The sequence below is a fragment of the Polaribacter gangjinensis genome (assembly GCF_038024125.1).
In the GTDB taxonomy this organism is placed as follows: domain Bacteria; phylum Bacteroidota; class Bacteroidia; order Flavobacteriales; family Flavobacteriaceae; genus Polaribacter; species Polaribacter gangjinensis.
This window is the reverse complement of record NZ_CP150662.1, coordinates 2,914,904-2,937,607: the sequence shown is the minus strand read 5'-3', so window position 1 is coordinate 2,937,607 and position 22,704 is coordinate 2,914,904. Positions and strand designations below refer to the sequence as shown.

Annotated in this window: 25 protein-coding genes and 1 tRNA gene; 6 read left to right on the top strand and 20 right to left on the bottom strand. The window is 30.5% G+C overall.

Going from position 1 to position 22,704, the window contains the following annotated elements; translation table 11 throughout:
• Positions 1-167: 167 nt before the first annotated feature.
• Positions 168-566: an acyl-CoA thioesterase gene (locus tag WHA43_RS12945; RefSeq protein ID WP_105045143.1), complete on the top strand. Its 399-nt coding sequence runs from the start codon at positions 168-170 to the stop codon at positions 564-566.
• Here the strand turns inward: WHA43_RS12945 and WHA43_RS12940 are convergent.
• From WHA43_RS12940 to WHA43_RS12920, 5 genes are read right to left on the bottom strand one after another with little or no spacing between them, the layout of a single operon-like run.
• The gene (locus WHA43_RS12940) at positions 555-1,166 is read right to left on the bottom strand and encodes an IMPACT family protein (RefSeq protein WP_105045142.1); all 612 of its coding nucleotides are present in this window, start codon (positions 1,164-1,166) and stop codon (positions 555-557) included. The genes WHA43_RS12945 and WHA43_RS12940 overlap by 12 nt on opposite strands.
• Positions 1,163-2,026 (bottom strand): DMT family transporter, encoded by an 864-nt coding sequence (locus WHA43_RS12935; RefSeq protein WP_105045141.1) that lies wholly within the window; start codon positions 2,024-2,026, stop codon positions 1,163-1,165. The genes WHA43_RS12940 and WHA43_RS12935 overlap by 4 nt, the downstream gene beginning before the upstream one ends.
• Positions 2,023-2,634, bottom strand: coding sequence for an HAD-IA family hydrolase (locus WHA43_RS12930; protein WP_105045140.1), 612 nt, complete (start codon positions 2,632-2,634; stop codon positions 2,023-2,025). The genes WHA43_RS12935 and WHA43_RS12930 overlap by 4 nt, the downstream gene beginning before the upstream one ends.
• Positions 2,627-3,670 (bottom strand): bifunctional diaminohydroxyphosphoribosylaminopyrimidine deaminase/5-amino-6-(5-phosphoribosylamino)uracil reductase RibD, encoded by a 1,044-nt coding sequence (gene ribD / locus WHA43_RS12925; RefSeq protein ID WP_105045139.1) that lies wholly within the window; start codon positions 3,668-3,670, stop codon positions 2,627-2,629. The genes WHA43_RS12930 and ribD overlap by 8 nt, the downstream gene beginning before the upstream one ends.
• Positions 3,671-4,135, bottom strand: coding sequence for a hypothetical protein (locus WHA43_RS12920; protein WP_105045138.1), 465 nt, complete (start codon positions 4,133-4,135; stop codon positions 3,671-3,673). It abuts the gene before it with no gap.
• Positions 4,136-4,188: 53 nt separating this feature from the next.
• Between WHA43_RS12920 and WHA43_RS12915 the strand changes: the two genes are divergently transcribed.
• The 3 genes from WHA43_RS12915 to WHA43_RS12905 all read left to right on the top strand — a co-directional run bounded on the left by WHA43_RS12915 (position 4,189) and on the right by WHA43_RS12905 (position 5,722).
• On the top strand, positions 4,189-4,680 hold the full coding sequence (locus tag WHA43_RS12915; protein WP_105045137.1) for a GNAT family N-acetyltransferase: 492 nt from the start codon (positions 4,189-4,191) through the stop codon (positions 4,678-4,680).
• Positions 4,681-4,698: 18 nt separating this feature from the next.
• Positions 4,699-5,586, top strand: coding sequence for a peptide chain release factor N(5)-glutamine methyltransferase (gene prmC / locus WHA43_RS12910; RefSeq protein ID WP_262903971.1), 888 nt, complete (start codon positions 4,699-4,701; stop codon positions 5,584-5,586).
• Positions 5,587-5,649: 63 nt separating this feature from the next.
• Positions 5,650-5,722: transfer RNA gene (locus WHA43_RS12905), tRNA-Gly, on the top strand.
• A 33-nt stretch (positions 5,723-5,755) separates the two neighbouring features.
• On the opposite strand, the gene WHA43_RS12900 is transcribed toward WHA43_RS12905, so the two are convergent.
• On the bottom strand, positions 5,756-6,409 hold the full coding sequence (locus tag WHA43_RS12900) for a rhomboid family intramembrane serine protease (protein WP_105045136.1): 654 nt from the start codon (positions 6,407-6,409) through the stop codon (positions 5,756-5,758).
• 82 nt (positions 6,410-6,491) lie between these two features.
• Between WHA43_RS12900 and WHA43_RS12895 the strand changes: the two genes are divergently transcribed.
• Positions 6,492-7,409, top strand: a complete 918-nt coding sequence (locus WHA43_RS12895) for a lysophospholipid acyltransferase family protein (RefSeq protein ID WP_105045135.1) — start codon at positions 6,492-6,494, stop codon at positions 7,407-7,409.
• On the opposite strand, the gene WHA43_RS12890 is transcribed toward WHA43_RS12895, so the two are convergent.
• From WHA43_RS12890 to WHA43_RS12835, 12 genes are all read right to left on the bottom strand, one after another.
• The gene (locus WHA43_RS12890; protein WP_105045134.1) at positions 7,390-8,853 is read right to left on the bottom strand and encodes an aminotransferase class V-fold PLP-dependent enzyme; all 1,464 of its coding nucleotides are present in this window, start codon (positions 8,851-8,853) and stop codon (positions 7,390-7,392) included. The genes WHA43_RS12895 and WHA43_RS12890 overlap by 20 nt on opposite strands.
• A 6-nt stretch (positions 8,854-8,859) precedes the next feature.
• Positions 8,860-10,251, bottom strand: coding sequence for a phosphoglucosamine mutase (gene glmM, locus WHA43_RS12885; RefSeq protein WP_105045133.1), 1,392 nt, complete (start codon positions 10,249-10,251; stop codon positions 8,860-8,862).
• Between the two features lie 128 nt (positions 10,252-10,379).
• The gene (gene rimO, locus WHA43_RS12880; protein ID WP_105045132.1) at positions 10,380-11,696 is read right to left on the bottom strand and encodes a 30S ribosomal protein S12 methylthiotransferase RimO; all 1,317 of its coding nucleotides are present in this window, start codon (positions 11,694-11,696) and stop codon (positions 10,380-10,382) included.
• Positions 11,697-11,797: 101 nt separating this feature from the next.
• Positions 11,798-13,444 carry an amidase family protein gene (locus WHA43_RS12875; RefSeq protein WP_105047221.1) on the bottom strand — a complete coding sequence of 549 codons (1,647 nt, stop codon included), beginning with the start codon at positions 13,442-13,444 and terminating at the stop codon, positions 11,798-11,800.
• A gap of 25 nt (positions 13,445-13,469) precedes the next feature.
• Positions 13,470-14,423 carry a signal recognition particle-docking protein FtsY gene (gene ftsY, locus WHA43_RS12870; RefSeq protein ID WP_105045131.1) on the bottom strand — a complete coding sequence of 318 codons (954 nt, stop codon included), beginning with the start codon at positions 14,421-14,423 and terminating at the stop codon, positions 13,470-13,472.
• Positions 14,424-14,611: 188 nt separating this feature from the next.
• The gene (locus tag WHA43_RS12865; protein ID WP_105045130.1) at positions 14,612-14,764 is read right to left on the bottom strand and encodes a DUF4295 family protein; all 153 of its coding nucleotides are present in this window, start codon (positions 14,762-14,764) and stop codon (positions 14,612-14,614) included.
• A gap of 51 nt (positions 14,765-14,815) precedes the next feature.
• A complete protein-coding gene (gene rpmG / locus WHA43_RS12860) occupies positions 14,816-14,998 on the bottom strand; it encodes a 50S ribosomal protein L33 (protein WP_105045129.1) in 183 nt (60 codons plus the stop codon).
• 70 nt (positions 14,999-15,068) lie between these two features.
• Positions 15,069-15,308 (bottom strand): 50S ribosomal protein L28, encoded by a 240-nt coding sequence (gene rpmB, locus WHA43_RS12855; protein WP_105045128.1) that lies wholly within the window; start codon positions 15,306-15,308, stop codon positions 15,069-15,071.
• An 87-nt stretch (positions 15,309-15,395) separates the two neighbouring features.
• Positions 15,396-16,637, bottom strand: a complete 1,242-nt coding sequence (locus WHA43_RS12850) for a competence/damage-inducible protein A (protein WP_105045127.1) — start codon at positions 16,635-16,637, stop codon at positions 15,396-15,398.
• Between the two features lie 88 nt (positions 16,638-16,725).
• Positions 16,726-17,334 carry a fumarylacetoacetate hydrolase family protein gene (locus WHA43_RS12845; RefSeq protein WP_105045126.1) on the bottom strand — a complete coding sequence of 203 codons (609 nt, stop codon included), beginning with the start codon at positions 17,332-17,334 and terminating at the stop codon, positions 16,726-16,728.
• 83 nt (positions 17,335-17,417) lie between these two features.
• Complete coding sequence (gene purU, locus WHA43_RS12840; RefSeq protein WP_105045125.1) at positions 17,418-18,287, bottom strand: formyltetrahydrofolate deformylase; 870 nt, start codon at positions 18,285-18,287, stop codon at positions 17,418-17,420.
• A gap of 80 nt (positions 18,288-18,367) precedes the next feature.
• Positions 18,368-19,207 carry a 1,4-dihydroxy-2-naphthoyl-CoA synthase gene (locus tag WHA43_RS12835; RefSeq protein WP_105045124.1) on the bottom strand — a complete coding sequence of 280 codons (840 nt, stop codon included), beginning with the start codon at positions 19,205-19,207 and terminating at the stop codon, positions 18,368-18,370.
• Positions 19,208-19,272: 65 nt separating this feature from the next.
• Between WHA43_RS12835 and WHA43_RS12830 the strand changes: the two genes are divergently transcribed.
• Positions 19,273-20,430 carry an alpha/beta hydrolase-fold protein gene (locus WHA43_RS12830; RefSeq protein ID WP_105045123.1) on the top strand — a complete coding sequence of 386 codons (1,158 nt, stop codon included), beginning with the start codon at positions 19,273-19,275 and terminating at the stop codon, positions 20,428-20,430.
• Positions 20,431-20,540: 110 nt separating this feature from the next.
• On the opposite strand, the gene WHA43_RS12825 is transcribed toward WHA43_RS12830, so the two are convergent.
• On the bottom strand, positions 20,541-20,957 hold the full coding sequence (locus WHA43_RS12825) for a DNA-binding protein (protein ID WP_105045122.1): 417 nt from the start codon (positions 20,955-20,957) through the stop codon (positions 20,541-20,543).
• Positions 20,957-22,615 (bottom strand): 2-succinyl-5-enolpyruvyl-6-hydroxy-3-cyclohexene-1-carboxylic-acid synthase, encoded by a 1,659-nt coding sequence (gene menD, locus WHA43_RS12820; RefSeq protein WP_105045121.1) that lies wholly within the window; start codon positions 22,613-22,615, stop codon positions 20,957-20,959. Before menD ends, WHA43_RS12825 begins: the two co-directional genes overlap by 1 nt.
• Positions 22,616-22,704 lie beyond the last annotated feature (89 nt).

Genomic DNA, 22,704 nt, shown 5'->3' with positions numbered 1-22,704 from the left:
TAATAGTGTTAGTAAAATTTGGTTATTAATTCGAAAAAACGAACTTTTTTCTGTTTTTCATAAGCTTTACAAAAGTGTGAATAATTTTTATTATAAAAAAATGTATTTGGGGTTGATTATTATTTTTTTTTTATGTAAAATGGCACAAATTATATTGTTTAAACCTATTGAAAAAATCATTAACAAAAACCAGAGTTCGATACTCAGAAACCGATCAAATGGGCGTAGTTTATCACGGAAATTACGCACAGTTTTTTGAATTGGGTAGAACTGAATGGTTACGAAAACTTGGTGTTACTTACAAAGATATGGAAATCAGTGGGATAATGCTTCCTGTTATTTCTTTAAATTGTCGTTTTATCAAATCCGCAAAATATGACGATATTTTAACGATAGAAACGATTTTAATTAAAAAACCATTAGTGAAAATTGAGTTTGATTACACTATTACTAATCAAAATCAAGAATTAATTTGCACAGGTAATTCTGTTTTGGCATTTATGGATATGAAAACTAACAAACCAACAAAATGTCCTGAATACTTGTTAACAAGTTTAGGATTCTAATTTTTCGATAGTAATTGGATACATTTCACTGAAAATTTCAAATACTTTTAAAGTATCTTTTTTTCTGACTGAAATTATATATTCACAAGAAACTTCTAATTTTTGATGAGTCACATAAACATCAAATTGTTTTAAAATGCGTGAAACTTTGTTCATAACCTCATAAGTAAAGTAAATTCTGAATTGTTCATTAACCGTTTTTTCAACAATTTCGGAGGTTTCTAAAGTAAGTTGTGCTGAAGTTTTATAAGCACTCATCAAACCACCAACACCTAGTTTTGTACCACCAAAATAACGAACAGAAACTACTAAAATATTGGTAACATCAAAAGCTTGAATTTGCCCATAAATTGGCATTCCAGCTGAATTACTAGGTTCACCATCATCCGAAACTCGAAATCTTTTTTCCGGAAATCCTAGTTGATATGCAAAGCAAAAATGATTTGCTGTGTGGTGTTGCTTTTTTAAATTTTCAAGAATATTTTTCACATCTTCCTCTGAAGAAATGGGAAAAGCATACCCAAAAAACTTACTGCTTTTTTCTTTAAAAAGAGTTTCCTGAGATGGTTTTTCGATCGTTTTATATACGTCTTCTATCATGACATTGCAACCATTATTATTCCGAAAACAGCGAGAACAATTCCAATTTTATTTTTCAAAGAAAAATGTTCTTTAAATAAAATGACACCAAAAATTGTTGATAAAACCACAATAACTACATTATTGATGGTGAATAACATAGAACTTTCAAAACCTTTTGTTTGTAAAGATTTTATCAAAAAAATGATTGAAAAATAATTTGGAATTCCTAATAATATTCCTGCAATTAAATTTTTAATTCCGAATGAAGTTGGTTGTTTTAGCTGTTGTATCAACAAAAATAAAGATCCAACAATAGCCGCAATTCCAAACAAACTTCCTGAAAAAATGGACACATCGTCTTTTGGAACGAAATTTATTTCTAAATACTTCAGAAAAGTATCAATAGTTCCAGAACCAAGAAAAAGTAACACAGGAAAAAACAACGTACTTTTTTGTAAAGTTGATTTTTGTTCCCTAAAAGAAGTCAAATACACTGCAATTAAAGCGATGAATATCCCAATAATTTTTAAAAATGAAAAAGATTCATTGTATAAGAAAATTCCAAAAAAAACGGGAATTACAACCGACATTTTTCCAGCAACTGAAGCTACTGAAACACCATTTTTTTGAGATGTCATTGCCATCACAAAAAAAATTGCAATAAATAAAATTCCTAAAAAAATGGAACCTAAAAACCAAGGTTGTTTGGGAACTTCTAAAATGGAAAAATTACTTTCTGAAAACAGAAAACCAAGAATAAAAGCAATTACGTAATTGACAACAATCGCTTTTAAAACATCAATTTTATAAATCTCAAAAAACTTAAAAATGACAAATAATCCCGATGAAAATAGGATACTTAGCAATAAATAAATCAAAATAAATGGCTTTGTTTTTCAAACAATTCTGTAACATTTTCTGTTGTTGGATTCAAATTCCAAACATGAATTCCTAACATTTTTGCTGCATCAGTATTTTCTTTTAAATCATCCACAAACAAGGTTTCTTCAGGTTTTAGTTGATTTGAATCCAATACAAACTCGTAAATCTCTTTATCTGGTTTTCTTAAATTGATTTCGTGCGAAAGGTAAAATTGCTCAAAACAATTTTTAAAATCTGTAAAAAAAGGAATTCCAACTGAATTTTTCACGGATGTAATGTGCAAATCATTAGTATTACTCAATAAAAACAATCGATATTTTTCTGAAAAAGCAATTTCTTGTAAAAATCGCAATCGATTTTCTGGAAAATCCAATAAAACAGCATTCCAAGCAAATAACAAATCATTTTTAGAAATTGAAAAACTCGACGAAAAATAACTGATAAAATCAGCAGTTTCCATCAATCCTTTTTCATATTCTTGATACACTTGAATCATTTGAGGAGTAATTTTAGAGACTCCTAACTTTGTCATTTTTCTGTAAGTTGCTTCTTTATCTAAGTTGATAAAAATGTCTCCAAAATCGAAAATTATATTTTTAATCATTGGTATATATTTTCAAAGTATCATTTTTCACATCAATTGCTGATATCATTTTTCCATTTAAAATTGGCGCTTTTATACCATTTTCATAAGTAAAATCACTTTCAAAAACACGCGCTTCATCCCATAAATTTTCATCAATAAAAGTTTGAATTGTTTTTGTGCCTCCTTCAATAATTACAGATTGAATGTGGTGTTTTTGTAAAATAGCACAAATTTGAATAGCTATGTTTTGATCAAAATCTATTCCTTCAAAAAAAATGTTTCCTGATGAATTATAAACATTTTTAACATCAGTTATAAAAATTGTTTTGACAGATTTGTCATACACAGCAAGATTTTGAGGGATTTTTAAATCCTTGTCAAGTACAATTCTTACAGGATGATTTCCAAACCAATCTCGTAAATTCAATGTTGGATTATCATCTAAAACTGTTTTAGTACCTACTAAAATAGCCTGTTCTTGTGCTCGAAATTTATGAACCAATTGCCTAGAATATTGGTTAGAAATCCAAACTGGTTTTTGAAAATTTTTGATTTTTGGGGCAATAAAACCATTTTGAGTTTGTGCCCATTTTAAAATGATGTATGGACACTTTTTTTCTTGAACTGTAAAAAATCGTTTGTGATGTTCTCTGCATTCCTTTTCTAAAACACCAACAATAACTTCTATTCCTGCATTTTTTAGACGTTCAATTCCTTTTCCTGAAACCAAGCTATTAGAATCTATGCAGCCAATTACCACTTTTTTGAATTGATGTTTTACAATTAAATCTGCGCAAGGTGGCGTTTTTCCGAAATGAGAACAAGGTTCTAAAGTCACATAAATAGTTGCTTCTTTTAATACAGCAACATTTTTTACCGAATTTATAGCATTAACCTCAGCATGACTTTCGCCATAAACTGAAGTAAAACCTTCACCAATAATGATATCATTATGAACAATTACAGCACCAACAGCAGGATTTGGTCGGGAAATTCCGATGGCATTTTGAGCGATTTGCAAACAACGTTGCATGTAAAATTCGTGATTTTTCACTTACAATTTGATATTAATATCCTCAGTTTTATCGATAATAAATTCCTTTTTAAATCCTAAAAATGAATAATTTAACGTTCCTTTTAATTGTACTTTTACAGACTTATTGAGCAGTGAATTTAGCAAACTTCCCAAAATTCCGTTTTTATTTGTATCAAAAACACGTTTTGTAGGAATGGAAACTTTCAATGGAATTGCAAAATCGGTATTGGAAGGAATTTTAAAAATATCCGAAGAAACTTGCGCAACTTCTTCTCCATTTATAATTACTTTAATGTCATCTGTAAAAATTTTCCCACCAACATTATTCGGATTATTAAAATAAGCTTTTGCTCCCAAACGAATAGTATCAGAAGCAATAGTTACAATTTTAATATCATCAACCTTTAAAAAAACAGGTGCTTTTTTTACTGAACAACTAAAAAAAGCAATTAAAAAACCTAGTAAAATGAGTCCTTTTTTCATAAAAAAATATGAATTAAAATGGGTAAATTGCCCTCGCAAAAATACAGTATTAAATGTCAAATAACGAGTTTATTATTAGAGAAATACAGCAAAAAGACAATGCTGCACTTGCAAAAGTTGTTCGCAATGTAATTTTAGAAATGGGCGCTCCAACTGTTGGAACTGCTTATGAAGACAAAGCAACAGATCAACTTTTTGAAACCTATCAAAAAGAAAGAGCCATTTATTTTGTATTGGAACACGATCAAAAAGTTGTGGGTGGTGCAGGAATTGCACAACTAGATAATTTTGACGGAAATGTATGCGAATTGCAAAAAATGTATTTTTTACCTGAAGCAAGAGGCAAAGGTTTGGGTTCTAAAATGATTACTATTTGTTTAGAAAAAGCCAAAGAATTTGGATTTGAAAGTTGTTACTTAGAAACATTGCCCTATATGAAAGATGCAGTAAAATTGTACAAAAAAAATGGCTTCCAAAATCTAGATAAAGCTATGGGAAACACTTGTCATTACTCTTGTGATGTTTGGATGATTAAAGAATTATAAACGCAATCAAACCGAATTTTGATAACAGTAAAAGAATGTAAAAAAGTATTTTCTGAAGTCTTAAAAGATATTTTTCCTAGCACTGAAATTGATACTTTTTTCTTGTTTCTTGTAGAAGAATATTTGGGTTTTACAAGAGTTGATTTGGTTTTAAAATCTGATTTTATTATTGATGAAAACACCAAAAATCTTTTTAACAAAGCTCTTAAGAGATTAAAAAATCAAGAACCTATACAATATATTTTAGGAAAAACAGAATTCTTTGGATTGCCCTTTCTGGTTGATAAAAACACTTTGATTCCTAGACCAGAAACAGAAGAATTGGTTGCTTGGATTATTGATGAAGTTAAAATTCTAAATAAAAAATCATCGACTAAAATCACTCTTTTAGATATAGGAACTGGCTCAGGTTGTATTCCAATTTCGCTCGCAAAAAATATAAATTTCGCTACTATTTCTGGAATTGATATTTCAGAAAAAGCGTTGAAAGTTGCTCTTAAGAATGCTGAACTCAATCAAGTTTCAATTTCATTTTTTGAAATGGATATTTTAAAAATTGCTGATTTATGTTTTCTTTTTGAATATAATTCTAAATCAAATTTTGATATCATCGTTTCTAATCCTCCTTATGTAAGGGAATTAGAAAAAAAAGCCATGAATAAAAATGTTTTGGAAAATGAACCACATCAAGCGTTATTTGTATCTGACGAAAACCCATTGGTTTTTTATGAAAAAATTGCTGATTTAGCACTATTACATTTATCAAAAGATGGTGTATTATTTTTTGAAATCAACCAATATCTAGGAAATCAAACAGTTGACATTTTACTAAACAAAGGTTTTAAAAATGTTGAACTACGAAAAGATATTTTTGGAAATGATAGAATGATAAAAGCAACTTTTTGATATTTTTTTTAAAATAAAAAATTGTAGAAATAAAAAATGATTTTATATTTGCATTGCTTTACTGCGAGAGTAGCTCAGTTGGTAGAGCTTTAGCCTTCCAAGCTAAATGTCGCCGGTTCGAGCCCGGTCTCTCGCTCAATAACGTTGCAATTTTGCAACGTTTTTTTTTCTATAAACTTTTCAGTTTATTTCCAAAAATCAATAATAGAATAATTGGAATTGCTAATAAAAAAACAAAAATTGTATTCACTAAAAACAATTCAGGAACCAACAAAAGTGTAATTGCAAAACCACCAATTGTACCTCCTAAATGTGCAGCATGCCCAATATTTCCTAGCTGTCTTTTCATTCCATAAATTGAGTATAATAAGTACCCAACTCCAAAAACATATCCTGGCATTGGAATCGCAAAAAACAATAATAATTGCATATCTGGAAACAACAAAATAGAAGCATAAACAATACCCGAAACTGCTCCTGATGCGCCTATTGCACTGTAATAAGGTTCGCTTTTATGATAATATAATGTATACAAACTACCCGCAAGTAAGCTTCCAAAATAAATTATTAAGAAGTTTGGAGCGCCTAAAATTTTAGAAACAATATCCCCAAAAAGATACAAAGCATACATATTGAAACCCAAATGAACCCAATCTGCATGCAAAAATCCAGAGCTAATCATCCGAATTTTTTCACCACTTAAAATTTTATTTATTTGAAATTTATACATTTCAAAAAAATAATAATTGTCAAATCCTTTCATCGAGAACAATACATTTGCAATGATAATAAGGATAACTACTAAATTTTGATTTTCTAACATGTTACAAACTTACTAAAATTGCAAAGCTTCTAACGAGAAAATTTCATTTTAAATGTAGATATTTGCACCTTAATTAAAATTTATGCAACTCTTACTTTTCGGAATTGTTTATCCTTTTGCTTGGCTTTTTTCGAGATTGCCAATGAGAATTTTATATATGATTTCTGATGTATTATTTTTTCTGATATATCATGTTTTTGGCTACAGAAAAGAGGTCGTTTTAAAAAATATTTCTTATGCTTTTCCTAATAAAAGTCTTGAAGAAAAAAAACAATTATCCAAAGAATTTTTCAAGCATTTTACGGATATTTTGATGGAGAGTGTAAAGGGGTTTACAATGGGTAAAGATGAAATTTTAAAAAGATATAAATATAAAAATCCTGAACTGCTGAATTCGTTTGTTAAAGAAGGTAAAAGTATCGCTTTGGTTGGAGCACATTTAGCAAATTGGGAATGGTGTGTGAATTTACCTTTACTTACCAAAATTCCTGTTAATGGTTCTTATAACCAATTAAGAAATCCATATTTTGAAAAAGCATTGAAAAAATCAAGAGAACGTTTTGGTATTATTGGCATTAAAACATTTGAAACTGTAAAAGTTATGATGTCAAATTATCAAAATAACACTCAAGGAATCTATATTTTACTAAGTGATCAGTCTCCTTTGGTTGAAAAAACATTTTATTGGACAGAATTTTTCGGAGTTAAAGTTCCTGTACATACAGGATTAGAAATGTTGTCAAAAAAGTTTGATTTAGTAGTTATAAATCAACATACAAGAAAGATTAAAAGAGGTTATTATGAAACTGAATTTGAGTTAATTACTCAAGATCCAAAAAGTTTTGAAAACTACGAATTGACTGAAAAATACATACGAATTACTGAAAAAAATATCAAAAAGAATCCTGAAAATTATCTTTGGTCACACAACAGATTTAAACACAAAGACAGGTTTGATGAGTGGCTAAACAACTATTCTGCTAAGAAAACCAAGAAGTAACCAGTTCTTTTTCAATAGATTGAGTTTCTTTGTGCGAAAAATCATTTTTAGAACTGTCGTACACGTACTCTTTTGACCAACTCTCAATATGATCAGCCAATTCTTTTAAAGCATTGCAAATAAATTGAAGCTCATCATTGGTTATTGTTGGATGTAAAGACAAACGAACCCAGCCCGGTTTTTCGGTATTACAACCTTGCAAAATTTGATTTTTTATTTTGGTAGATGTTTCTTGATCAACATTTAATAAATAATGTCCATAAGTTCCTGCACAAGAACAACCACCTCTCGTTTGAATTCCAAAACGGTCATTTAATAATTTTACTACCAAATTGAAATGATATTTTTCAAAATAAAAAGAAAAAATACTCAGCCTTTTTTTCTGATTTGGAGCTAAAATCTGAACACCTTTCAAACTTTCAAGGGTTTGAAATAAAACCTTATTGATTTCATTTTCTCTTTCTTCAATATTTGAAACACCCATTTTTTCTTTCAATTGAATAGCAAAAGCAACTTTAATTGTTTGCAAAAAAGCGGGAGTTCCACCATCTTCTCTAGTTTCAACATCATCAAAATAATCGTGTTGACCCCAAGGATTTGTATAAGATACTGTTCCTCCTCCAGGATTATCAGGAACGATATTTTTGTATAATTTTTTATTAAAAATAAGTACGCCTGCACTTCCAGGACCACCTAAAAATTTATGTGGCGAAAAGAAAATCGCATCTAAATATTCTTCTTCAACTTCTGGATGCATATTGATATCAACATAGGGCGCACAACAAGCAAAATCGACAAAACACAAACCATTGTATTGATGAATCAATTTTGCGATTTTATGATAAGGAGTTTTAATTCCTGTTACATTTGAGCAAGACGTTATTGCAACAATTTTAATTTCTCTATGTTGATGCTTTTTGATACAATTTTCAAAATTTTCAATAGAAACCAAGCCATTTTCATCAGCAGGAACCACTTCAACATCCGCAATTGTTTCTAACCAAGAAGTTTGATTTGAATGATGTTCCATGTGCGAAATAAAGATGATGGGTTTTACTTCATCAGGAATGGTGGTATGATTTTTTAAACTTTCAGATACTTTAAGTCCTAAAATTCGCTGAAATTTATTTACAACTCCAGTCATTCCTGACTCAGCTGTGATTAAAACATCATTCTCATTGGCATTTACATGACGTTTGATTATTTTCCTTGCTTCGTGATAAGCAAGCGTCATGGCTGCACCTGTTGTAGAAGTTTCTGTGTGTGTATTTGCCACGAACGGACCTAATTCATTACAAATTTTTTCTTCAATTGGTCTGTACAAACGACCACTTGCAGTCCAATCAGCATATATCACTTTTTGCTCTCCATAAGGAGTTTTAAAAGTTTGATTGATGCCAATAATGTGCTCTCTAAATTGAGAAAAAAATTGTTCTAAATTCATAAAAAATTACTTGATAATTTCTTTGATTTCATTTATAAAACGAACTGCCAAATCATCTGCAGCTTTTTGAGAAGTTGCTTCTGTATAAATTCTGATGATAGGTTCTGTATTGGATTTTCTGAGGTGAATCCATTCATTTTCAAAGTCAATCTTAACGCCATCAATCGTGTTTACTTCTTCATTTCTGTAAGTTGAAGCCATGATATCCAGTATTTTATCAACATTTATCTCAGGTGTTAGTTCAATTTTATTTTTACTCATAAAATAACTTGGATACGAATCCCTCAATTGTTTACAAGATATTTTTTTATGTGCTAAATGTGATAAAAACAACGCAACTCCCACCAAAGAATCTCGTCCATAATGAGACGCAGGATAAATAATTCCGCCATTTCCTTCACCACCAATTACGGTATTAGTTTCCTTCATTTTTGCCACCACATTCACTTCACCAACAGCACTTGCAGTGTAAGTTCCTCCATGTTGATTTGTAATATCTCTCAAAGCTCTTGAAGAGGATAAATTAGACACTGTATTTCCACCTCCTAAACGTCCTAGAACATAATCAGCACAAGCAACCAATGTATATTCCTCACCAAACATAGAACCATCTTCGCAAATCAAAGCCAATCTATCTACATCTGGATCAACTACAATTCCTACATCTGCTTTTTCTTTAACAACTAGCTCAGAAATATCTCCTAAATGCTCTTTTAAAGGTTCTGGATTGTGTGGAAAATGACCATTTGGAGTGCAATATAATTCTATAGTTTCTACGTTTAATTCTTTTAACAATGCAGGAATAAAAATACCTCCTGTTGAATTTACAGCATCAACAACTACTTTAAAATTCGCTTTTCTGATAGCATCTGCATCAACCAATTTTAAATTCAACACTTCTTGAATATGTTTTTCTAAATATGAAGAATCTTTTGAATAAGTTCCTAAATTATCTACTTCTGCAAATTCGAAAGATTCGTTTTCTGCCAATTCTAGTATTCTTTCTCCAGCAATTGCATTCAAAAACTCCCCTTTTTCATTCAATAATTTTAAAGCATTCCATTGTTTTGGATTGTGAGAAGCCGTTAAAATAATACCACCATCCGCTTTTTCTAAAGGCACAGCAACCTCAACAGTTGGCGTTGTTGATAAGCCTAAATCAACCACATTAATTCCCAAACCTACCAACGTATTTGCTACTAAACTTGAAATCATTTTACCAGAAATTCGTGCATCTCTACCTAAAACAACCGTTAATTTATTTTTAGAAGGATTTCGTTCTTTTAAAAAAGCGCCATAAGCAGCTGCAAATTTTACAGCATCAATAGGTGTTAAATTATCTGAAGTTTTTCCACCAATTGTTCCTCTAATTCCTGAAATTGATTTGATTAATGTCATTGTTTAAATTTTGAAACAAAGATACTTTTTTTCAATAAGAAAAACTTTCAAAAGCAAAATTTGAAATGATTTTTTGAAAATTAAAATTATAAGAAATTAAAAAAGTAAAAATAAATTAACTGATGAATTTATGACTTCACAGGAACTCCATACAAATCGTAATCTCCTGCATCGTAAATCTCAACATCAATAAATTCACCGATTTTAATGTAATGTTTTGTAGCATCAACAATTACATCATTGTCAACATCTGGCGAATCAAATTCTGTTCTTCCGTAAAAATAAGCTCCGTCTTTTCTATCAAATAAACAGCGAAATGTTTTACCAATTTTTTCTTGATTCAACTCCCAAGAAATTTGCGATTGCACTTCCATGATTTCATTTACACGTCTGAATTTTACATCAGCAGGAACATCATCTTCTAAAACATATGCACCAGTATTTTCTTCATGCGAATATTCAAAAACGCCCAAACGTTCAAAACGCATTTCTTCAACCCAATTTTTTAATTCCTCAAATTGCGCTTCAGTTTCACCAGGATAACCTACAATTAACGTAGTTCTGATTGCCATTTCTGGAATTTCAGCTCTGAATTTTTTAATTAAATCTGTCGTTTTTTCGTGAGTTGTGCCACGTTTCATCGATTTTAAAATCTCAGAATTGATATGTTGTAAAGGAATGTCTAAATAATTACACACTTTTGGTTCGCGTTTCATAACCTCAATAACATCCATTGGAAATCCTGATGGAAAAGCATAATGCAAACGGATCCATTCAATTCCGTCAACTTTTACAAGTGCTTCTAACAAATCTGCCAAAGCTCTTTTTTTGTAGATATCTAAACCATAATAGGTTAAATCTTGCGCAATCAACATGATTTCTTTAATGCCTTTTTCAGCCAATTTTGTAGCCTCTGTAATGATATCTTCAATGGGTGTTGATTTGTGTTTTCCACGCATTAAAGGAATTGCACAAAAAGAACAAGGTCTGTCACAACCTTCTGCAATTTTTAAATAGGCATAATGTTTTGGTGTTGTTGTTAAACGCTCACCAATCAATTCGTGTTTGTAATCAGCTTCTAAAACTTTTAATAAATTCGGCAAATCGTGTGTACCAAAATATTGATCTACATTTGGAATTTCTTTTTCTAAATCCGGCTTATAACGCTCACTTAAACAACCTGTTACAAAAACCTTATCAATTTCACCAGCTTCTTTTCTTTGTGCGTAGTGCAAAATTGTATCAATACTTTCTTCTTTGGCTTTTCCAATAAAACCACAGGTATTGATAACTACAATATTTCCATCATCATATTCATCTTCATGAACTACATTTTTTCCATTGGCTTTTAATTGCCCCATTAACACTTCACTGTCGTAAATGTTTTTTGAGCAACCTAAAGTCACCACATTGATTTTATTTTTTTTGATGGTTTTTGTGCGCATTTTTTATTGGCTTTATGCTTTAAGCTATAAGCTTTAAGCAAATAACATAGTGTGATTTTTAAGGATGCAAAATTACATCATTTTATAAAAACAAAATGGTGCTATTGATAGTTTTTAGGCATTTTTCTTGCTTTGGTTAATTGCTCAAAAGCAAATCCGATTTTAAGTAAATTACTTTCAGAAAAAGGAAGCCCAACAAATGTTAAACTGATAGGTTCACCAGATTTTTTATATCCCATAGGAACTGTCAATGTTGGATGAAAAGAGACAGCAGCAATGCCTGAATGATAATTATTTATAGACAAAATAGCGTCTAGATTTTGTTCTTTCAATGCTTTTAAATAATTTTCTCCATCCAATTTTAGGTTTTGTTTTACAACCTCTAACTGAGCTAAAGTGGTAGTGTCTTTTACAATTCCTTCAAATAATTGTTGCCCATAAGGAGCTCTCAATAGACTGTCTTTTTTATTAAATTCAACTACACTTTTTACATTTTTGATAAATATTGATTTATCAGCATTATTAGCTAAATATTTGAGTAAATCGTGTTTCATATCAATATTTAACAGCGTAATAAATCCATTAAAAGAGGGTTGTTGAGGATTGAGTTCAACCAATTCTGCACCTGCTTTTTTTAGTTTTTCTATAGTTGCTGCATAAATTGAATCTGTTAAAAGTGATTGTAAAACACCCAATCTTTTTCCTTTTAAACTTCCTTTAAAAATTATATCAGTATTAAAATCATCTTTTTTAACTTCAAAAGAAGATTCATCTGCATTGTCTTTACCCAACATTGCTTGTGCTAAAATTGCATTATCAATCACATTTTTAGTCATTGGCCCTGGAGTATCTAACGTACTTGAAATTGGTACAATTCCTGTTCTGCTTAACATTCCAATTGTAGGTTTTAAACCTACAACTGAATTCATACTTGAAGGCGAAGTAATTGATCCTGAAGTTTCTGTACCAATTGCAGCAACTGCAAAATTGGCAGCAACTGTAACTCCACTTCCTGCTGAACTTCCTCCAGTTTCAAATTCGCCTCTTCCATATGGATTTAACGTTTGACCTCCAATGGCTGAGTATCCTAAAGGGCATCCTGAACAGAAAAAATAAGCCCATTCACTTAAATTGACTTTTCCTAAAATCAAGGCACCATTTTCTTTTAACTTTTCTACGATAAAAGCATCGTTTTTTGTAAAATTTCGTTGCAAAGCAACTGCACCTGCTGTGGTTGCCATATTAAAAGTATTGATATTATCCTTTAATAAAATGGGCATTCCATAAACTGAAAAATCAGAAATATTTTTAGAATTTTTATCTTTTTCTCTGGCTTGTTTTACAACTTCAGGATTCAAAGCAATGATACTATTTAATGATAGTGTTGAATCACTTTCAAATTTTCGAATTCTGTATAGGTAAAACAATGTTAATTTTTCATAGGTGAGTTTTCCTTCTTTGACATTTTTTTGTAACGTTGGAATATCTTGTTCTAAAATTAATGGTTTTAAATTTTGATATTCTTGTTCTGAAAAATACGCTAAATCATTTTCAAATGGTTTAAAAACAGCATTCATATCTAAATATTTAGATTGAAATAACTTGAATTTCATTCTTCCATTTGGATGATTTTGTTGTTTTTCTAAAGCAGCAGTTTCATCATACTTTTTAAAGAAAACAGGATTTTCTTTTTGCTGACAAGCTAAAAAAACAAAGAATGAACTGATTAAAATGGCTATTTTTTTCATAAAAATTGAACTATTATTTATTTTTTTATTTAAAGAATGAATCCACAAATTCCATTTTATTGAATACTTGCAAATCATCAATACCTTCTCCTACTCCAATATATTTTACGGGAATTTGAAATTGGTCAGAAATTCCAATAACTACTCCACCTTTTGCAGTTCCATCTAATTTGGTAACTGCCAAACATGAAACTTCAGTTGCTTTCGTAAATTGTTTTGCTTGTTCAAATGCATTTTGACCAGTAGAACCATCCAAAACTAATAACACATCATGAGGTGCATCTGCAACCACTTTTTGCATTACTCGTTTGATTTTAGTCAACTCATTCATCAAATTTACTTTGTTGTGCAATCTTCCAGCTGTATCAATAATCACTATATCAGCATTTTGAGAGACTGCTGATTTTAAGGTATCAAACGCAACAGATGCAGGATCTGAACCCATTTCTTGACGAACAATTGGCACACCAGTTCTGTCTGCCCAAATTTGCAATTGATCAATGGCTGCTGCTCTAAAAGTATCTGCTGCACCCAAAACAACCTTGAAACCTCGTTTTTGAAACTGTGCCGCTAATTTACCAATGGTAGTAGTTTTTCCAACACCATTTACACCAACAACCATGATTACATAAGGTTTTTTGTTGGCAGGAATTGTAAAATCAGTCTCATTGCCGCTATTTGTTTCTGATAATAATGCCGCAATTTCTTCTCTTAAAATTTTATTTAATTCGTTTGTGCTAACATATTTATCTTTTGCAACACGCTCTTCAATTCGTTCAATAATTTTTAATGTGGTATTTACGCCAACATCCGAAGCTACTAAAACTTCTTCTAAATTGTCTAAAACCTCATCATCAACTTTTGATTTTCCAACGACTGCTTTTGATAATTTATCAAAAAAATTCTCTTTCGTCTTCTCTAAACCTTTGTCTAAAGTTTCCTTTTTTTCTTTTGAAAATATATTTTTAAAAAAACTCATGATATTTTAAATACTGAATAACTAACTTTTTGAATAGGGTACTTTATTTTTTTAATAAAAATGGAATCATCTAATTGATTTTCAAACTCAAAAATCAACAATGAATCCTCAAAAATACGCAATTATAATCCATAAAAAAAGCTACTTTCTGAAATAGAAAGTAGCTTTATAATTTTATAAGAAAGTTTTTATTTTTTTGATAAAAACTTATCAACTTCAGAAGGATCCATTACTGCTTCAACAAAAGTGTAAGCTCCAGATTTTGGAGATTTAACCATTTTGATAGCTTTGCTTAATCTTTTAGATGCTGTTTGTAACGATGCAACGGTTTTTTTTGCCATTTTGTGTCTTTTTTAATCTATGTGCTCTATTCTGAGTTCTAGATGGTTTATTTACTTAATTTCTTTATGAACAGTCACTTTTTTCAAGATAGGGTTGAATTTTTTAATTTCCATTCTATCTGGAGTGTTCTTTTTGTTTTTAGTGGTAATGTATCTAGAAGTACCTGGTTGTCCAGAAGCTTTGTGCTCTGTACACTCTAAAATAACCTGAACTCTGTTTCCTTTTTTTGCCATCTCTATTCGAGTTTAAAAGTTTAAAAGTTTGAAAGTTTTAAGACTTGAAACTATAAACTGAAACTAATATTTATTTTGTTAAAAATCCGTTAGCTCTTGCGTCTTTAATAACTGCAGAAATACCTTTCTTGTTAATGTTTTTCAAAGCAGAAGCTGATATTTTTAAGGTAATCCATTTATCTTCTTCTGGAATGTAAAAACGCTTAGTCATTAAATTAGCGTCAAACTTTCTTTTTGTTTTATTCATTGCGTGAGAAACATTGTTCCCAACCATTGCTTTTTTTCCTGTTAATTCACAAACTCTAGACATCTTCTTGACAGTTTTATAGTATTATCTCTAAACGAGGTGCAAATTTACATATAAATCTAATTCTGAACAAAATATTTTTACGAAATTTTAAAATAATTCTTTCCTTAGTATTTCTAACGATTTACTGACTGTTCTATTGATAACTTTTTCTCTTGGTTGACCAAAATTAAATTCTTCGACAATTGTCTTTTCATCAGTAATTAAAGCAATATATACCAACCCAACACTTTTGTCATTGTGATCAGTTGTTGGACCTGCATTTCCTGTAACTGCGATTGCAAAATTGGTTTGCAGTTTTTCTTTTGCCGCTTTTGCCATTTCTAAAGCTACTTCTTTACTAACTACCGTGTTTTTTTTGATAGTTTCTGATGAAACTCCTAATAAATTAATTTTTGCTTCAGCTGTGTAGGTTACAAAACTTCCTTTAAAATAAGCTGATGCACCAGCTTCTGAAACAAAAGTTGCGGCAATTTTTCCACCAGTCAAACTTTCGGCCGTACATAATGTTTTTCCTTTTTGAGTTAAAATATCTCCAATCGTTTTTTCTAGAGAATGATCATCATCCAAACCTGTAATGATATCAGGAAGTAATTGATACAATTGTTTGATTTTTTCTTCTAACTCTTTTTCTAAAGCTTCTTTTTGATTTCCTTTTCCTGTCAATCGCAAACGAACTCTGCCAAAAGATGGTAAATACGCTAATTTAATATGAGAAGGTAAATTATTTTCAAAATCTTCAATAATTTCAGCAATGACACTTTCGCCTTGACCATAGGTCATGATGGTTTTATGGATGATAAAAGGCAGCTGGAATTGTTGTTGAATTCTTGGCAAGACTTCATTCGTCATCAATCCTTTCATTTCATAAGGCACTCCTGGTAAAGACACAAAAACAATATTGTTTTCAAAAAACCACATTCCTGGTGCTGTACCAAAATTATTTTTCAATAAAGTTGCTTTGGATGGCAATTGTGCTTGATATTTTTGAATTTCACGAAATGGATGATTGACTTTTGCAAACAAGGTTTTGATATGTTCAATTACTTCAGGATATTCAATAAGTTCTGTATCGTTGAAAAAAGCAGCAATCGTTTTTTTGGTGATATCATCTTTTGTAGGACCTAAACCACCTGTAATAATAACAATATCTGCTCTTTCTTGCGCTTCTTTAAGCGCATTTAATATATGTTGTTGATCATCTTGAATAGAAGTGATTTGATAAACAGAAACTCCTATTTTATTGAGTTCACTTCCTATCCATTGTGAATTGGTATCCACAATTTGACCAATCAAAATTTCATCACCAATTGTTATGATTTCTGCTTTCAATGTTTTAAGATTTAAAGGTTTCTGTTGTTTAAAAGTTCAATGCTTAAAATTATCTGAATTATTTTATTGATACATTGCTACATTGAACTTATTTCACCCTAATATTAAAAGCATCTCTTCCTTCCAAAACACCTTTTAAAACATCATTTTCTGAGACTTTCCCAACTCCTGCAGGAGTTCCTGTGAAAATAATATCTCCTTTTTTTAAGGTGAAATATTGCGAAACATACGCTATCAATTCATCAATTTTCCACAACATAGCGTTTGAATTGCCATCTTGAACTAACTCATCATTTTTGAATAATTGAAAGGAAATATTTTCCAAATCAAATTGTTCTTTTGGATAAAATTCACCAATAACAGCACTTCCATCAAATGCTTTTGCTTTTTCCCAAGGTAAACCTTTTTCTTTGCATTTTTCTTGAACATCTCTGGCTGTAAAATCGATTCCTAATCCAATTTCATCATAGTATTTATGCGAAAATTTGGCATCAATAAATTTTCCTACTTTATTAATTTTTACTAAAATCTCTACTTCATAATGCACATCATTGGAAAATGGCGGAATAAAAAATGGATTTTTATTTGGTAAAATAGCGGAATCAGGTTTTAAGAAAACCACAGGATTTTCTGGTTTTTCATTCGCTAATTCTTCAATATGTTTTGCGTAATTGCGCCCAATACAGATTATTTTCATTTACAGCCCATCCTAACCTTCCAAAAGGGAAGGAATTACAAACTGGGAAATTCGTAATTCTTAATTTACAATTCTTACTAAAATTATTCTCCTGTTTCAGGAAAAACAATCGCTCTATTTCCTGATACGATTATTTGATGATTTAAATGATTATTTACAGCTCTTGCTAACACCAATTTTTCGATATCTGCTCCAATTTTTTTCAACGTTGTTGGTGTACTTTCGTGTGTAACTGGTTTTACATCTTGCTCAATAATTGGCCCTTCATCCAAATCTTCTGTTGCATAATGCGCAGTTGCTCCAATCAATTTTACACCTCTCTCATACGCACGTAAATACGGATTTGCGCCCTGAAAAGCAGGTAAAAATGAGTGATGTATATTGATAATTTTCTCAGGATAAGCATTGATAAAATCAGCAGACAAAATTTGCATGTATCTTGCCAAAATAATCAAATCTATTTGATGTGAATCAAGCAATTCCATCAACTGTTTTTCTTGTTTAGATTTATCATTTGCAATTACTGGTATATAATAAAAAGGCACTTGAAACATATCAGCAATTGGTTTTAATTTTTCGTGATTACTGATAATCATTTTCACAGTACAATTCAAATTTCCTTCTTTATATCTCTCTAATAAATCATACAAATTATGACTTGTGTGCGAAACTAAAATAGCCACTTGTTGTTTTTTATCACTGTAATGCACAGACCATTTGAAATGCAAAGGAGTTGACAATTCTAAAAAACTGCTTTCCAATTCTTTTTTTGATAAAATTGTGCCATCTGCATTCAAACGAATTCTCATGAAATACGTATTTTCAATCGAATTTACATATTGCTGACAACTCAAAATATTAAAACCTTTTTCAAAAAAGAAATTGGTGATTTTTGCCACCAATCCTTTTTGGTCAGGACATTGTATTAAAAAAGTTACGATTTGTGATTTCATCTCTATAAATTGTAAATTAAGAATTGAGAATTAAATCAATTTCGAATTCTTAATTCATAATTAAAAATTCTAAAATTGATTTAGGGTATCCATTTTTTTGGAAAATTAGGCTTTCTTTTCTCTAAAAAAGCATCTCTTCCTTCTTTTGCTTCATCTGTCATGTAAGCCAAACGTGTTGCTTCGCCTGCAAAAACTTGCTGACCAACCATACCATCATCTGTCAAATTCATAGCAAATTTCAACATTTTAATGGATGTTGGACTTTTTGCTAAAATCTCTTGCGCCCATTCATAAGCCGTGTTTTCTAACTCCGCATGTGGAATTACAGCATTTACCATTCCCATTTCAAAAGCTTCTTGAGCAGAGTAATTTCTTCCTAAAAAGAAAATTTCACGAGCCTTTTTTTGACCCACCATTTTTGCCAAATATGCAGAACCATAACCACCATCAAATGAGGTTACATCAGCATCCGTTTGTTTAAAAATTGCATGTTCTTTGGATGCCAATGTTAAATCGCACACAACATGTAAACTGTGTCCACCTCCAACTGCCCAACCTGGAACGACCGCAATCACAGCTTTTGGCATGAAACGAATGAGTCTTTGAACTTCTAAAATATTCAATCTATGATATCCATCCTCACCAACATAACCTTGATGACCTCGTGCTTTTTGATCACCACCAGAACAAAATGAATACACTCCATCTTTTGAACTTGGTCCTTCAGCAGATAATAAAACAACTCCTATAGAAGTGTCTTCACCTGCATCGTAAAAAGCATCGTACAATTCCTTGGTGGTTTTTGGTCGAAAAGCATTCCTAACATCCGGTCTGTTAAAGGCGATTCTTGCTACTCCGTTGCATTTTTTATAGGTAATATCTTCGTATTCTTTCGCAGTTTTCCATTCAGGTTGTATCATAATTTTGTATTTTGTGCGTTCTTATTACAAAAAATCATTGCTTGCAAAAATAAACAATCTAGCTTATGAATCAGAAATCACTATCAGTATTATTTTTACTTTTCAGTTTTGTTGGATTTTCGCAACAAATTATTGAGAAGCAAATAGAATCTACTTTTTTAGAAACTACCAGAAATTTACGTATTTATATTCCTGAAGGATATGAAAAAGACAGTATCAAAAATTTTCCTTTAGCCATTGTTTTGGATGAGGAATCTATGTTTGATATCTACGTTGGAAATTCCGTTTTGTTTTCAAAAAACGATAAAGCTCCTAAACAAATTATTGTTGGAATTTCGATGGAAAAAACCAAAAATACTGACATTTCATTTGACAGAAACACTGGAAGATTAACAACAACTGCAACAAATTTTTATCAATTTATTCGTGATGAAGTTCTATTTTACATGGAAAGTACGTATAGAACTTCACCCTTTATAACATTGGTTGGTCAAGGTTACTCAGCCAATTTAATTACGCATTTTTTAGAGGAATCAAATCCTATTTTCAATGCGTTTATTTGCATCAATACTAATTTTTCTGATTTTATTGGAGCTCAATTACAATCTTATGATTGGACAAAAATTGCTAAAGAAGATACCGTTTTTTACTATTATTTGAATACTTCTAACACGCTTTCAAGCGCCAAACAAGCACAAATTGAACAAGTCCAAAAAGGATTATCATCCCTAGAAATTAAGAATTTTAAAGTGGTTGCTGATGCAATTACAACTTCGAACGCAATTGCTGCAATTGGCGAGGCAATTCCGAGAGCTTTGAGTAACATTTTTGAGATTTATGCTGCTATTTCTGAAGAAGAATTCAATAAAAATATCAAAGAATTATCACCTTTAGATGCCATTGCATATCTAGAAAACAAATATTTAGAAATCGAATTTTTGTTTGGAAGCAGTTTGGGAATCAGAGAACGAGATATTTATGCTATCGAAAAAATTATTATTGAAAAAGAAAATGGAGATCGATTGTTAGATTTTGGCAAAATGATCTTAAAACTCTATCCAAGTTCGCATTTAGGTGATTATTATATTGGTAGATATTATGAAACTGGAAAAAACATAAAAAGAGCCATAACACATTATAAAATTGGATATGGAAAAATGGATCCTTCTGACCCAAATGCAGATGCTTTTTATGAGAATATTTTAAGACTTGGAGGGAATTAAAAATTTTCAAAATTTAAAATTCAATATTAAAAGTTAGAAGAAATAATAAAAAATATTTCAGTTTTTTATCAATTTCACTCAATTTCCTTTGGAAATGGTTGGGGATAGGATTAAACCAACTCAATTCGGTCGTCTTTTAAGACAATCAATTTTTGTTTGTAAAGATTTCCAACGGCTTTTTTAAATGCCTTTTTACTCATGTTTAAATGAAATTTAATAGATTCAGGTGAACTTTTATCTGTCAATAACAAAAATCCTTCTTTACTATTTTTCAATTTTGTAAGGATTTTTTCCACATCCAAATCAATCACATTTCTAAATCCTTGTGGTCTTAGAGATACATCAATTTTTCCGTCTTCACGAATATTTTTGATATATCCTGTCACTTCCATTCCTTCTTCAATCGGAGCAAAAATTTCATTTCTATACAACAATCCTTCGAATTCTTCATCAATCAAAACAATGAAACCCAAAGCTGTTTCTGTTTCAATAATCAATTGTACTTGATCTCCTACTTGTAAATCCATTATTGTATAAATTTAAAATATTGACTTAAAATGTGACTGTTTTCGTTACTTGGGGTAAAAATTTCTAAAATTTTTGGTTTTTCAGACGAATTATAAAACGAAATTAATGATTCTTGTACAGTTTCTGTGGAAAAAGCTTTCAAATATTCGAATTCAAACATTTTAGCCAAATGCTCTGCAGTTAAACAATGAGGCGTTTCAAAATAATCCAACACATTAGTACTTTTTGGTCCTGGAATAATTTTAAAAATTCCTCCACCTGAATTATTAATCAAAATAATTCGGAAGTTTTTAGGAATATTCTTATTCCACAACCCATTGCTATCATAGAAAAAACTCAAATCACCTGTAATAAAAACAGTTCGTTTTTTACTCCCAAAAGCAGCTCCAATTGCAGTACTTGTACTACCATCAATACCACTTGTACCTCTATTACAAAACACATTTAAAGTGGATGAAATCGTAAACAATTGCGCATATCTAATAATGGCGCTATTGCTAATTTGCAATTGCGAATTTTCAGGAATACTCGCCAAAACTTGCTCAAAAACCTTAAAATCAGAATGAATTAAAGTTGATAAAAATTCAGTATGTTTTATCCTTTTTTCATCTCTAATTTTCAACCATTTTGATTGATAATCAGAAGTTGTATTTGAAACTAATGTGTTGAAATGTGCAAAAAAATCAGTAGGATTTATTTGAATAAATTCTGATAAACAGAAAAAAGTGTTAGTTGCCTTTTTCTCATCAATATTCCAATGATGATTGGGCGTGTATTTTCGTAAAAATGATTTTATTTTTTTGGAAACAATCATGCCTCCAAACGTAATCAAAACTTCAGGTCTTAATGATTCAAATTCTTCATCATTCAATGAAAAAATCAATTGATCAATAGAATTTATTGCTTTTTCGTGATGTAAATTGGAGGTAGTTTCTGTTAAAATCAACACACTTTCATCATCAGCATACAAATCCATCAAATGGTGTAATTTTTCATCAGGATAATTCACGCCAACCAAAATCATTTTCTTAGAGGCAGTATTCCAAATTTTCGCAAAATACTCATAATCAATATGATTATTATCTAAAGAACTCATTGAAATGTGTGGAAAATGAAACTTTTGTAATTCATCAGTAACTTCGTACAAAGGCTCATCAAAAGGAATATTTACATGAACAGGTCCTTTTTGGGAAATCGCTAATTGCAAAGCTTCTCCAAATAATTGAGCATTTTTGGTTTTAAAACGATCACTTTCTACCAAATTTGCCGAAAAAAGTACGTGATTTTCAAATACATTTTCTTGACGAATGGTTTGTCCATCTCCAATATCAATCAAATGTTTTGGTCTATCAGTAGATAAAACAATTAGTGGAATATTGCTGTAAAAAGCTTCAGCAATTGCTGGGTAATAATTCAATAATGCAGAGCCTGAAGTGCATAAAATAGCCACAGGTTTTTGCGTTTGTTGCGCAATTCCGAGTGCAAAAAATGCAGCACAGCGTTCATCAACCACGCTCAACGTTTTGATGGATGGATGATTTACAAAACCTATCGTTAAAGGCGCATTTCTTGAGCCCGGAGAAATCACAACTGTCTCAATACCAAACTGATGACAGCCAGAAATAATCAATTGCGCCAACTCTTTTTTTGGATACAAATTTTTAAATCTTTATAGATTTAAAAGTTTCGAATGTTCAGTTTTTATTTTTTAATGAATCACTAAATACTAAAAACTAAAAACTAAAA